Source organism: Sorangium aterium (assembly GCF_028368935.1).
Lineage (GTDB): Bacteria > Myxococcota_A > Polyangia > Polyangiales > Polyangiaceae > Sorangium > Sorangium atrum.
This window is the reverse complement of the sequence record NZ_JAQNDK010000005.1, coordinates 937,764-950,354: the sequence shown is the minus strand read 5'-3', so window position 1 is coordinate 950,354 and position 12,591 is coordinate 937,764. Positions and strand designations below refer to the sequence as shown.

Here is a 12,591-nt window from a genome sequence, read left to right as displayed (position 1 = left end):
AACCCTTGCTGTCCGTCTTGCTGCTCATCGTTCCCATCGCTGCCCTCGTCCCACGCCTTGCCCTCGACACGCCGCACGCTGCCGCACGGCACACCTCACCTGTGCGCGCGCGATCTGCGCCCGCGTCTCCACCTCACCTCACACCACGTCACGCCGCGATGTCGGCGTCGCGCTTCACGGCGCTCGGCATGCCCGCACCAGAGCGCTCACGGAAGCTCTCGCTCCGCAGCCGTCACGCCGTCAGCTCCGCCGTTGCTCGCCACGTTGTTGCTCCCGCCAGGCCCACCCGCCCCCGGCGTACCGGCCATCAGCACCGTCTTGCCTTCCTGCTTCACCGGCTCACCGCGGAACGCGATCGCAAGCGACGGTCCTCCGAGACCTCCGCCGCCAGGGCCGCCGTTGCCGCCTTTGCCTCCCCTGCCGCCATCGCATGCGGGGTTCGAGCCGCCAACGCCCATGCCGCCGAGTCCACCCACGCCGCCGGATCCACCCGGCTGCAGATCGCCGCCCGCGCCTCCCTTGCCTCCGCTGCCCGCCTTCAGCGAGCAATCCGTCAGCGTCACCTTTCCCTCCACGCTCACCAGCGGGATGCTCGCGCCGCCGGCTCCGCCGCCTCGTCCAGGAAGCCCGCCGCAGCCGCCGGCGCCGCCGCTTCCGCCGCTCGCTCCGGCTCCAGTCGCGGCGCCTGGACAGATGGCCCCGCCCTTCGCGCCGCCACCTCCGCCACCGCCCTGTCCGGGCTTGCCTGCGCCACCCGCGCCACCGCTCACGCCCGCATAGCCGGAGGCGCTCAGCGTCCCGTTGCCGCTCGCCCCGACGCCGGCGTCGCCAGCGCCACCGCTCACTCCGGCGTCGCCGCCACCGTTGGGCTCGGCGCCAGCACAATCCCAGGCGCCCGTGACCGATTCGCCGAGCCCGCCGCGTGCGGTCTCCGCGGTGCCTTGACTTGTCGCGCCATCACTTCCGTTGCTCACGTTGCCGACGCCGCCCGCACCGCCTATCGACAGCGCGCCGTCCCCGCATACGCTCTCGACCTGAGCTCCTCCCGCGAGCGTCTCGTCCGGTGCGCCCGACGCATCCAGATCGCTGCACGCGCTGGCTCCGTCCTCTCCTCGCGGCCCCTGCATCGCCGCCTCGCTCGGCGCGTCCTCTCCGTCCGCGCCGTTGGCCCCGTTGCCTGCGATCAGCTCGCACCGCGTCAACTCGACCGTCGCGCCAGCCGCCAGCACCGCGATCGACGAGCTCCCTGCCGCCTGCGCATCCGAGGCGCGCACCGAGAAGTCTTCGATCCGCATCGCGCCCTCGCCTCGCACGAGCTTCAGCGGGATCGCCTCCACCCCCGGCGCCACGATCGTCTTCTTCTCCTCGCCGATCCAGCGCCACCCGTTCGCGCAGTCCAGCCCGCCGAAGAGCGTCGCGCTCGCGGGCACCTCGACCACCTCGGCGAACGCCTCGGCGCATGCGTACACGGCCGTCCTCTGGTCCGCCGCTCGCGCGATCGCCTCGGTCAGCGTCTTGACAGGCTCCGCCTTGGTCCCCGCGCTCCCGTCGTTCCCGCTCGCCGCGACGAACACGCCGCACGCATCGCTCACGGCGTCCGCGCTCTCGCTCGGCACGCACCCTGCGTGTGGCCCGCTACCGCTGCTGGCCGTCGGGCGGAAGTGCTCGCACGTGAGCATCTCCTCGCAGTCTCCGGCGATGTCGCTCCAGAACGACGCGCACCCGCTGCTCAAGATGACAAGAACCACGCCGACCAAGCACCGGTGCCTTCTCCGCATCCTCATGGCATCCTCTCGCAGCGCATCAAAACGCACCGAACACGGTGATCCTCGCGCCGTCCGCGCGCACTTCCGGCAGCACGGTTCCCGATACGAGCGCATCGGCGCGCGGCCACAGCAGATACGTCGCCGCAGCGGCGGCGAGCGCGCCTGAGGCGATGAACGCAACGCGCGCCCCATTGCCGAACGTGTCGGCACGCGATCCCGTGCTGCGCAACGCCTTGCATCGCTCGACGAACGCCGCCGAGGGCTCAACGCACTGCCCACCCTCTCGCAAAATGCCCTTCTTCCGCTCGTCCTTCTCCGCGCTCGCATCGTTCGACGCCACCGTGAATCCCACCGCTACGCCGAGCCCGACCACGCTCGCCGCTCCCAGCGCGATCGCCGGCACCCAGCTCCGCGCTGCCGGCGGCGCTGCGGTGGTCTCCGGCCGCTTCGCTGGAGGCGCGTCGCTCGCCGCCCGCGGCCCCGCCGCTGCCGGCGCGCCCGCTGCGGCGGGCGCCTCCGCATCCCTTCGGGCCAGGTGCAGCGTGATCCCGCCCGCGTGGCCCGCCGCCGGCTCGATCTGCTCCTGCCCCGGCTTGTACCCGTCGAGCTCCGCGCCGATCACGTGCCGTCCTGGCTCCAGGAACACCGGCAGCGCGAGCGGCGTCCGCCCGACCGCGGCCCCGTCGACCTTCACCTCCGCGCCTTCCGGCTCCGTGGTGATCGTGATCGCCGCGACCTTCGCCAGCGCTTCCTTCAACAATATCTCGGCGCGCTGCCGCTGAGCCGTCCTCTCCTCGGGCGCCTCGCGCAGGTACCACGACAGGTGCTCCGCGGCGTCGCGGTGCTTGCCGAGCCGCAGCTCGGCCACGCCGAGGTTCGACGCGATCTGGTAGTGCTGCTTGATGCGCCATGCCGCCAGGAACGCCGCGTGTGCCTCGGCCCATCGCGATCGGTTGAGGGCCGCGAACCCCTCGTCATACAGCTGCCGCGCCTTGTCCGTCAGCGCCTCCGTCTCCGTCGCGCTTCGCGCCTCGGCGCCGGATTGGGCGCTGCTGGCGGGTGCGAGCAGCGCGATCGCCAGGCCGAGCGAGCACAGCAATACAGGCTTCTTCATGGTCAGAACTCCGGGATTCCTTCGACGTAGGATGGCGGTTGCGACGGCGCGGCCGGCGGTGACATGGGCGGTTGCGATGACGCAGGCATCGAGGGCCCCCTCTGCCCCGTGGTGGCGCCCTCGGAGTGCTTGAGCGAAGGCTGCGCGGTCGGCGCCTGCGCTTCGGGCGTCCTCGGCGCCGGTGAGTGCGTCTCGGGAGCGGGCCGCCGGCGCGCGGTGCGCACGGCTTCATCGCGATCGGAAACCACGGCAGGCGCAGCGCGTTCGGCGGACGCCTCGGCCTGCGCTCTCTCGGGCGCGCTCTCCGCGACAGTTGGCGGTGCGCTCTCCGTAGGCGCGCTGCTCGCCGCCGCATCGCTCGCTGCGCCGTGCGCCACGGCCGCATTGCTTACTGCGCCGCTCCGCGCCGCCGCGCTCGCCACGGCCGCGCTCCCCGCCGGCGCCCGCTCCTTCGCCCCGCACATCGCCGCGGCACCGATCCCCGCCGCCAGCGCCAGCATCGCCGCCACCGTCCCGGCGCGCCGCGCCTTCCCCGGCCTGGCGTCGGTCTCGCCGCCGTCCTTCTCCTCCGCCGCCTCGCTCCTCGGCCGGTGCGCCGACGGCAGCGCGCTCTTGTCGATCACCGCCGCCGCTGCCGCCGCATCCGCCGCCCACGGGCTCCCCCCGCCGCTCTTCTCCCCGGCGCTCTCCCCAGCGCCGCTCTTCCCTCCGCCCCGCTTCGCCGCTCCCTTGCGCGGCGCCATCGCCTCGCGCAGCCGCGCCGCCGTGCTCGGCTTCTCCTCGTGGTCCACCCGCACGTTCACGCGCGGCTCCCGCGGCGGCGGCCCGTGCTTCGTCCTCTCCCACGCCGCGTACGCCTTCCAGTACGCCTCCACCTCGTCGCGCAGCTCCGGCTCGATGTAGATCACCCCCGTCCGGAACGCCGGGTGCGACACCAGCTGGTTCGGCATCGGCGCCGGGCTGGCCGGCGCGCCGGCATCCGGCTCGCTCGCCGCGCCTCCCTCCGCCTCGCGCTCCCCGCGCTCGTCCCGGTCCTCGTCCTTCACCGCCTCGCCTCCTGTCCGTGCCGCCGGCCCCTCACCGCGATCCATCGTCCCTGCGCGCGCGACTTCTCATCTTTCTCATCCCCGATCGACCCGCCCGCCCGCCGCCCGCTCACAGCTCGTCCTCGCGCGGCGGCGGCTCGGTCACTCCGGCCGCGCGCAGCAGCTTGCCGAGCCGCACGATCGCCCGGTCGTGGACCCGGTACGCGCCCGGGTGCGGGATCCGGAGCGCGCCGCCGATCTCCGCGAGCGGCCGCCCCTCCACGTAGCGCATCGACAGCACCTCGGCCTCGCGCGGCGTCAGCCGCTCCAGGGTGCGCCGCAGCAGCGCGTGCGCCCGGCCGTGGCGCTCGCGCCGCGACAGCGCCTCCTCTCCGGTCTCCGGCGTCGCCACGCCGGCGGCCGTCGCGAAGACGCTCGCCGCGAGGCCGTCGACATGGTCGAGGAGCCGCTCCTCCGCCTTGCCGTCGACGTCGGTCATCACGTCGCCGGACCGCCGCTGCCGCGCGATGTAGTCGTACCCGCCCTGCAGGCAGAGCGCGACCACCCGGTCCTGCTCCCGCGCCTCCCGGAGGTACCCGTCGAGCATCGCGCCCCGGATACGGTGCCGTGCGAAGCGCGGGAAGCTGTCGTCCCGCGCCGGATCGTAGGCGAGCGCCGCCTCGATGAGCCCCGCACGGCCGAGCGACATCAGCTCGTCGAACGAGAGGTGCCTTCGCAGCCTCGGCGAAAGCCGGCGCGCCGCGCCGCTCACCTCGTGCAGCGCCGACGCCGCGAGCGCCTGCTGCGCCGGCGTGAGCCTCGCCTCGGGGTCAGCCATTGTCGCCGCCCCCCGCCTTGCGCCGGGGCTCCACGGCGCCGTCCCGGGCCGCCACGCCGCTCCCGAGCGGCGCCGCGCGAGGCCGCGCGCGCTCCAGGAGGTCCCGCCCGACCTCGTCCTCGGTGAGCGCCTCCACGAGCAGCTCGCGCATGGTCTCGATCACGTCGTGCGACGCGATCCCGCGGTAGCGCGCGAGCGTCCGCTCGACGACCTCGTCGAGGAAGGGATCGGTCGCGCTGGGCTCGTCGTTCGACATGTCTTCGCTCCTTGGTCGTTGCTCTGCGCTCACCCTCAGAAATTGGGCTTGTTCCCGAACGGCAGCTCCTCGTGTCGTCTCTCCCGGGGCGGTGCCGGCCGGGCCGGCGCCGGGGCGCGCCCGCTCGAGGGCATCGGGTAGATGTCCTCCTCCTCGTCCGGGGAGATGTCCTTCTGCCCGCCCCGCCCCTTCGACGTGAGAAGCCAGTCCCACGGGCGCCGTGCGGGCGCTCGCCCCGCCCCCGCGACCGGACGCGCCCGTGTCGCCGGCGCGCTCGGCGACGCCGGCACGCTCGGCGGCGCCGGCACGCTCGTCTGCGCCGGCGTGCTCGCCTCCGCAGGCGCGCTCGCCTCCGCAGGCGCGCTCGCTCGGGCCGCCGTTCCCGTGGATTCGGCGGGAGGTGACAGCGCGGCCTCGGACGCCTCGACGCCGAGGGGTTCGGCTGCGCTCTCCGGCACGCGCGCCTCCGGCGGCGCCCCGGTCTCGTGGGCGGCGCGCGTGGCGTGCATGGCGTTGGAGCGCGCCGGCGCCGCCGGCGCGCTCGCGACGACCCCGCCGGCGGACGCGGCCGGCACGGCCCCGCTCTCGGAGGCGGCCATCGCAGGGCGCTCGCGGCGCACATGGATGTACAGCGCTGTCGCGGCGCCCGAGACGGCGATCGCCAGCACCGCCGCGACGGCGCAGCGGCGCAGGAGCTGCATTCGCCAGCGCCGGTCGGCGACGCGGTCCGTCGCCGGCAGACCAGGTCCCACGAGGCTCGCTCCCTGGGCTCCCGGGGACGATCGCACCGTGACCGGCCCGGGGGTCACGAGCAGCGGCCAGCCCGGGTCGGCCCCCGGCGGCACGCTCGGCGGCGGGTGCCACGGAGGAGCCGAAGGCTGCGCCGGCCACGCCGTGCCCTCCTCGCGCGCAGCGTGCGCCGCGTCCTCCTCGCGCGCCGCCGGCGCCGTGTCCGCGTCCTCGCGCGCATCGCTCCCGCCGAGCTCGGCCGAGGCTGCCGGCCCGGGGACGATCACCCGACTCTCGTCGGGCTGCGGCGCCGTGATCAGCCGCTCGGGCGATCGCGGACCGTGGTGCTCCCGCCGGGCCCCGGGCGTCCCTGGGTCCGGCCCCGCGGCGAGCCGGCCGGCGCGCACGTCCGACAGGTAGCGCTCCCGGAGCTCGCGCAGCGCGCTCGCCGCCGCGCCGGCGTGCCTGAAGCGCTCGGCCGGCCGCTTCGCCAGGCCGGTCTGGACCACCGGCCAGACGTAGTCCGGGATCGACGGCACGATCTCGTGCACTGGCACCGGCATCCGCAGCATGTGCGCCGCGACGAGCTGGCCCTCGCTGGGCATCCCCGAGAGACCCCGGCCCGTGGCGAACACGTAACGGCCGGCCAGGAGCTCGTAGATCACCAGCGACAGCGCGTAGACGTCGCTCGCCGGCGAGCACGGCTCTCCCCAGCACTCCTCCGGCGCCGTGTACGCCGTCGTGCCGAACCGCTGGCCCGGCCGGGTGCTCGGCAGACCGTCGACCCGGATCTTCGCGATGTTCAGGTCGAGCAGCTTGACCTCGCCGTGCCGGTCGACGAACACGTTCTCCGGCTTCACGTCCCTGTGCACGATCCCGAGGTCGTGCGCCGCCGCGAGGCCGTCGGCGATCTCGATCCCGACGTGGAGCGCCCGCGCGATTGGCAGCGGCGATTCCACCTGGCAGATCCGGCGGAGCGACTGGCCCTCCAGGAGCTCCATGGCGATCCAGACCGTGCCGTCGGGCAGCGCGTCGGCGCTGTGCACGGCGACGATGTTCTTGTGCCGCAGCCGGCAGAGCGCGATGGCCTCCTTGTGGGCGCGCTCGCGCACCTGCTCGGAGCTCGCGTAATGCGGGAGCAACAGCTTGAGCGCGACCCGCCGCTGCGTGAACTCGTGGACCGCCTCGTAGACGACGCCGACGCCGCCCGCGCCGATCATCCGCACGAGCCTGTGGCCCGCGACGGTGCTCCCCGGAAGATAGGTCGCCGGCGGCGAGGACGTCCCGGCGTCGTCGTCTCGCGTGCTGAGCTCGCCCTGACTCATCCAAGCCACCCCCGCATCAAGAGCGCGCCGACCATACCAAAGAACGCCGCGGTCGCGGCGACGGCGAGCCAGCTGGCCACCGGCGCTGGCGGACGCGGAGCGAGCGCCCGCGCGGAGCACGCGCGCCCCTCCGTCGGATCGGAGCGTGGAGCCCGGCGGACCGGAGGACAGGGCACTTCGATCACGATGGGTCGCGTCACGATGGGTCGCGTCACGATGGGTCGCGTCACGATGGGTCGCGTCACGACAGGTCGCGTGACGGCCGCCGGTGCGACCGGCGCGAACGGCGACGGCGCCGTCGCCACGGGCACCGGCGCCGTCGCCACGGAAGCGGGCGGCGCCTGGGACGGCTGCCACGGAAGAGGCGAATCCGGGCGAAACGACACGGGAAGCGGCGCGGTGATCAGCGGGGCCCGAGGGGGCGCGACGCGACCCGGCGGCCCGGCGGCGCCCTCGCCGGCGCGAAGGACCTCGTCCAGGGGCACAGTCGCGAGCGAGCATTCGATCGAGCTGCGGGCGGTCACGGCCAGGTTCCTCTCCAGCAAGCGCGGGCATGAGCGCAGGCATGAGACGGCGGCGGCGACGGATCCCGGGCGTGACATCCGAAGGGGGTCGTCGCTCTCCTGCCGTCCACGGGTACCATCGACCCTGCGCGCCCGATTTCTCAGAAAAGTGATCGGTCTCGAGAAAATCATGGGCGCCTGCGGGTGCGGCTGCGCTCCCCGAGAGCATGGCTGCGCAGGCGGGAGCCGTGGCTGCACGCTCGGGGGCCATGGCTGCAGGAATGGCTTTCTCCGGCCTGGTCCGCCGCGTGTCATCACGTGTCATCACGTGTTATCGCGTGTTATCGTATCGCGCGTCATCGCGTGTTATCGAATCGAGCGCTCTCGTTGATGGTGCCGCCGGATCCATGGAGCGCTGACCATGCCGAGCCGGTAGAGCAAAAAACCGACGGTTGCTCAGCCGCGCGCGCGCAACAATCCTCTTCCAATCGTCGAAACACCCATTGTAGCTTCTGTTCTCATTGCCGCCGTCCGGATCCCCCGGTCGGCAGGGAGGAACTCAGCATGGATTATTCGGACGAAGTCCTCGAGACGACGCCGGAGCGCGTCACCAAGTTCTTGACGGGGCTCGGCGCTGTCGCCGCGATTCGCACGTCGATGGCCGGGGCGGGGATGACCGATGACGATATCGTGGAGGGCCGCACTCTGCTCCTCGATGTCCTCGCCGCTCCCCGCAAGATCGGCGCACCGCCCGATACCGACGATGCCAGGGCGCAGCGCGCCGCCACGGGGGAGCTCGATCAGTGGGACGAGCCCAATTTCACCCGTCATGGCGCCGCGCTCCGCCGGCGTTTCCCCGATGTGAACGCTTATGTCTTCAAGGACCTCGCGCCCTCCACCGGCACCGCCGCTGTCCAGGGAGTGGCCACCTTTCTCGCAAGGCTCGATGCCCTCGAGAATGGCACCGACCCGGGCCGCGCCGGAACGAAGCAGAGCGACAAGAAGGCAGTCGCTTTCCTCGCGACTCGCAGCCTCGACAAGGCCGAGCGCAAGCGCCTCCAGGGGCTCGTCGACGTCGCGCTCGGCCCGACATCCCCGCTGCCCGAGCAGGCCGAGCTCCCGGAGACCGCGCGCCGGCGCGAAGCGCTCGCGAAGCTGCGCTCCTGGTTCGACGAGTGGTCGACGACGGCCCGCGCCGTCATCAAGAAGCGCGGCTACCTCATCCGCCTCGGTCTCGCGAGCCGCAAGGTGCGCCAGCGCAAGCCCACCGCCGCGCCGCCCAAGCCGGGCAAGCCCACGGCCACGCCATCCCAGCCGACCTCGCCGGGCGAAGAGACCCACGAGACTCACATCGAGTAACCCGGCTCACAAACCAACGCCTCCGGCGCGCGTATGAGACCTTCCGACGCGCTCCGGAGGTCTCCGACGCGTTCTGAAAGCTTCCGACGCGCTCCGGAGCACGAAATTTCGCCTACTTGGCAGCGTCCGCTGCGCCCCCCTGCGCCGTCCGACGCGCGCTGGGGGACGAGTTTCCCGGCAAATTCCGCGTCGCGCCTCCGCGCCGGAAGCTTCCGGAGCGCATCGGAAACCTCCGGAGCGCGTCGGAAGCTTTCGTGCCGGCCACGAGCACCTTCGCGAGCGTGACGGCTCCCTCCCGACGCGCGCCAGACGCTTCCCCCAAGCGGTCAACGTGAACGTGAACGTGAACGTGGTCGTGGACGTGAACGTGGTCGTGGTCGTGGTCGTCGACGACACGATCGTAGACGTGAACGTTCTGCCCATCGCGGAGGGCAGCGGAACACCGGAGGGGGACGTTCACGTTCACGACCGAGCCGTTGACGACCACGACCACGACCACGACCACGACCACGACCACGACCACGTTCACGACCACGTTCACGTCCACGTTCACGTCCACGACCGAGCCGTTGACGACCACGTTCACGACCACGACGGCGACTGCTGGGGGCGAGCGTGGGGACCTGAACGCGCTTGGTGAACGCCGACGGGCCTCCCCCTCAGCGCACCGCGGCCGACTCGAACCTGGGCGCGGCGTCGAACGTCTCCGCCAGCGTCCTCCGGTACTCGTCGGCCATCTGCACGAGCCCATCGATGAGCAGCGCCACGTCGTGGTCCGCGCAGCCCTCCAGCGACGCCACGCACGACGCCGACACCTCGTCGCCCGTGAGCGACACGCGGAACTCCCCCGTCGTCTGGTCGTTCATCGTGAGCAGGAACCGGTAGAACGGCTCGTGGTTCGCCGCAGGCAGCCCCACGACCGGCGCGCGCAGCGTGAGCAGGCGCCCCGCCTCGTCGATCTCGATGTCCACCTGCGTCGCCGTCTCCGCCGTGGGGTACGGCCGCTGCGCGATGCGCCACGCCCTCGGACCGACGCGCACCCGGTTGGCGATGAGCCCGAGCGCCGTCAGCCCCTGCCGGATCACCCGCTCGACGCCCGCGCGCGCCGGGCACGGCGGGTACGCGTGCGGCAGCAGGCGGCCGCAGCCCAGGCACCGGTCGCACTCGACGTCGAACGGCTCCTCGCACGCCGGGCAGCGGTACACAGGCGCCCGGTCCCTGAGCTCCGCGAGCGGCCGGTCCCCCAGGGCGAGCAGCGGCTGGAACGCGCCCGCCGGGACCACCACGCAGTGACCCGCGAGCTCCCCGGCCGCGCCGGACGGCGCCGCGACCACGCCGATGACCCGCCCCTCCGGATCGAGCACCGGCGCGCCTAGGGGCGCCGCCACGTCGAGCTCGAACGCCGGGAGCTGCCCGTCGACCTTGCGCGCCACGTGGCAGACCCGCGCGACCGCGAGGCGCAGGCTCTGCCCCGGGAGGCAGCTCAGCACCGCGGCGCGCTCGCCGAGCCGCGGCTCGGCCGCCGCGCGGGCGGCGAGCGCCGCGACGCCGGGCGGCTCGGCCGGCGCGACGAGCGCCACGTCGCGGCCCACGTCCGCGGCGATCACCCGCCCCGCCATGCCCCGCCCGTCCTCGAACGTCAGCGCGACCTCCGTGGGGTAGCCGAGCCCGCGCCGGCTCGCCACGACGACGCCGTTGCCGAGCGCCACCCAGCCGGTCGTCACGAGCGCGCCGGCGCGGATCGCCACCACCGAGCGGCGGGCGCGGGCGACGCGCTCGTGGAGCAGCGCGAGATCGCCGTCGCCGTGCGCCGCCAGCTGCGACGTCATTGCGCGACGATCCTCGAGAGCGCCGTCATCAGGAGCTCGATCGTGCCGGGCTTGGCGCCGTCCCGCTGCGCGTAGGCGACGATGTCGCGCAGCCGCTGCTCGGTCTTGGCGGGCAGCTTCGTGCGCACAAGGAGCTCGGACAGGGCCCCGATCGCGAGGAAGTGGCGGAGCATCGGGTCGGCCGGCGCGCGCTCGATCTCGCGCAGGTAGCGGCCGAGGTGCTCGCGCGCGAGCGCCGCCGTGGTGAGCGGATCGATGTGCAGCGGCTTCTCCTCCGGCACCTGGCCGCGCATCGCCACGAGCCGCTCCATCGCGAGGAGCGCCGGCTCCGCGACGCCGGCGGTGTTCCCGCGGCGCGAGCCGCCCTCGGCCTGGATGAGCTCGCGGGTCGCGGCCGCCGTGCAGCGGTAGAGGTGCGCGACAGCGTCGGGCATCGCCTCGCCGTGCTCGTAGATCGCCCGGAAGACCGTGCACCGGATGAGGAGCACCATGACGCCCGGCCGCTCCTGGAAGCTGAGCGCCGCGCCGAGCACCTGCGCGTCCCGGAGCAGCTGGCAGAACCGATCGGCCGCCGCGTTCGCCGACTCCGGGCGGGACGGGATGCTCCGGCGCGACGGAGGCTCGATCTCGACCTCCGGCAGCGCGGGCGGGCGCACCGACAGCGGCGTCGCCGCCATGGAGGGCGAGCGACGAAAGGGCACGGTGCGCGCGCTGCGGCGATCGCCGACCTGCGCCAGATTGTCCGCGGCCGCCGCCTGTTCGCCCGACAGCGGCGCCGCCGCGCTCGCCGAGACCGGCTTCGCAGCGCCGCCCTCGGACCCCGGCGTCGCGGCGCCGCCGCTGGCCTTCGACGCCGCGCCGGCGTCGTGCGCCGGCGGGAGGATGCCGGCCTTGGGCGCGGGCGCGCCGCCGTTCTTCGACGACGCGACGCTCGCCGCCGGCATCGGCGCCGACGCCAGCGACGGGGACAGGATGTCGGGGATCGCGTCCGCGTCGCGGATGGGGCGCGCGACCGACTCGGGCAGGCGCGGCAAGGGGGGCGCCGCCCACGCCGCCAGCTCCTCGAGCGGCGTCCGCGCCCCCGAGACCGGCGCCGCCGGCGCACCGGCCCGCACCGAGGGAGCGCTCTGCGGGCGGACCGGCGCGGGCGGGACGGTGAGGTTCTTGAGCGGCCGGGCGCGGCCGGCGGAGGCCCACGTGAGGCTCGCCCGCTGCTCCTCGGAGAACGGCGGCCGCGCGTCGAACCACGCGCCCAGCGTCTCGCCGAGCCGCCGCGCCGCCTCGCCGCTCTCGCGCAGCGCCCGGCGCAGCGCCTCCGGCGTGAAGGCGGCGACGCGGCCGACGCGGCGGAGCAGCAGCAGATCCTCCCGCATGCAGAGCCGGAACGGCTCGGGGCCGCCCGACAGCTCCAGCGCCGTCCTGAGCAGCGGCACACGGTGCCGCTCCGCGACGCGCACGACCGGGACGTCGATCGACACCCGCTCGTTCGCCGCGTCGAGCGAGGCGAAGAGCGTCATCGCCCCGAGCGGAACGATCCACCCCACGCCCTCCTGCAGCGTCGTCGCCTGGACGGTCGCCCCGGCCTCCGCGGAGGCGCAGTGCGCGACGAAGCGCACCGGGTCGCGCGTGCGCCAGGCGTCGATCGAGCTCCCGTCCCAGTCGGCGTCCGCGGGCGGCGGCTTGCGCGAGATGGAGAGCGCCGGCGACCGGTCCACCCCGCACGCCTCGCACCGCGGCCCACGCAGCGGGAACCCGCACGCGGAGCAGAAGTCGGAGGCCGGGCTCGAGGGGACCGCCACGCCGACAGCATACCTCAGCGCAAGGCCGAGGTGGCACCGCGGTTTGCG

The 12,591-nt window shown here is 74.1% G+C and carries 10 protein-coding genes; 2 read left to right on the top strand and 8 right to left on the bottom strand.

What is annotated here, in order from left to right; all coding sequences use genetic code 11:
- Positions 1 to 206 precede the first annotated feature (206 nt).
- The 6 genes from POL72_RS41910 to POL72_RS41885 form a co-directional block, all read right to left on the bottom strand.
- Positions 207 to 1,733 (bottom strand): PGRS family protein, encoded by a 1,527-nt coding sequence (locus tag POL72_RS41910; protein ID WP_272102477.1) that lies wholly within the window; start codon positions 1,731 to 1,733, stop codon positions 207 to 209.
- A gap of 70 nt (positions 1,734 to 1,803) precedes the next feature.
- Entirely contained in the window at positions 1,804 to 2,880 is a 1,077-nt protein-coding gene (locus tag POL72_RS41905; RefSeq protein ID WP_272102476.1) for a PEGA domain-containing protein, read from the bottom strand.
- 2 nt (positions 2,881 to 2,882) lie between these two features.
- Complete coding sequence (locus POL72_RS41900) at positions 2,883 to 3,926, bottom strand: hypothetical protein (RefSeq protein WP_272102475.1); 1,044 nt, start codon at positions 3,924 to 3,926, stop codon at positions 2,883 to 2,885.
- Between the two features lie 109 nt (positions 3,927 to 4,035).
- Entirely contained in the window at positions 4,036 to 4,743 is a 708-nt protein-coding gene (locus tag POL72_RS41895; protein WP_272102474.1) for a sigma-70 family RNA polymerase sigma factor, read from the bottom strand.
- Positions 4,736 to 4,999, bottom strand: a complete 264-nt coding sequence (locus tag POL72_RS41890; protein ID WP_272102473.1) for a hypothetical protein — start codon at positions 4,997 to 4,999, stop codon at positions 4,736 to 4,738. The genes POL72_RS41895 and POL72_RS41890 overlap by 8 nt, the downstream gene beginning before the upstream one ends.
- Positions 5,000 to 5,034: 35 nt before the next feature.
- Positions 5,035 to 7,053 (bottom strand): serine/threonine-protein kinase, encoded by a 2,019-nt coding sequence (locus tag POL72_RS41885; protein ID WP_272102472.1) that lies wholly within the window; start codon positions 7,051 to 7,053, stop codon positions 5,035 to 5,037.
- An 893-nt stretch (positions 7,054 to 7,946) separates the two neighbouring features.
- On the opposite strand from POL72_RS41885, the gene POL72_RS41880 reads away from it, so the two are divergent.
- On the top strand, positions 7,947 to 8,915 hold the full coding sequence (locus tag POL72_RS41880; protein ID WP_272102470.1) for a hypothetical protein: 969 nt from the start codon (positions 7,947 to 7,949) through the stop codon (positions 8,913 to 8,915).
- A 331-nt stretch (positions 8,916 to 9,246) separates the two neighbouring features.
- On the top strand, positions 9,247 to 9,555 hold the full coding sequence (locus POL72_RS41875; protein ID WP_272102468.1) for a hypothetical protein: 309 nt from the start codon (positions 9,247 to 9,249) through the stop codon (positions 9,553 to 9,555).
- A gap of 19 nt (positions 9,556 to 9,574) precedes the next feature.
- Here POL72_RS41875 and POL72_RS41870 read toward each other — a convergent pair whose 3' ends face one another.
- Both POL72_RS41870 and POL72_RS41865 read right to left on the bottom strand, forming a co-directional pair.
- On the bottom strand, positions 9,575 to 10,744 hold the full coding sequence (locus POL72_RS41870; protein WP_272102467.1) for a trypsin-like peptidase domain-containing protein: 1,170 nt from the start codon (positions 10,742 to 10,744) through the stop codon (positions 9,575 to 9,577).
- Entirely contained in the window at positions 10,741 to 12,459 is a 1,719-nt protein-coding gene (locus POL72_RS41865) for a hypothetical protein (RefSeq protein ID WP_272102466.1), read from the bottom strand. The genes POL72_RS41870 and POL72_RS41865 overlap by 4 nt, the downstream gene beginning before the upstream one ends.
- Positions 12,460 to 12,591: the final 132 nt, after the last annotated feature.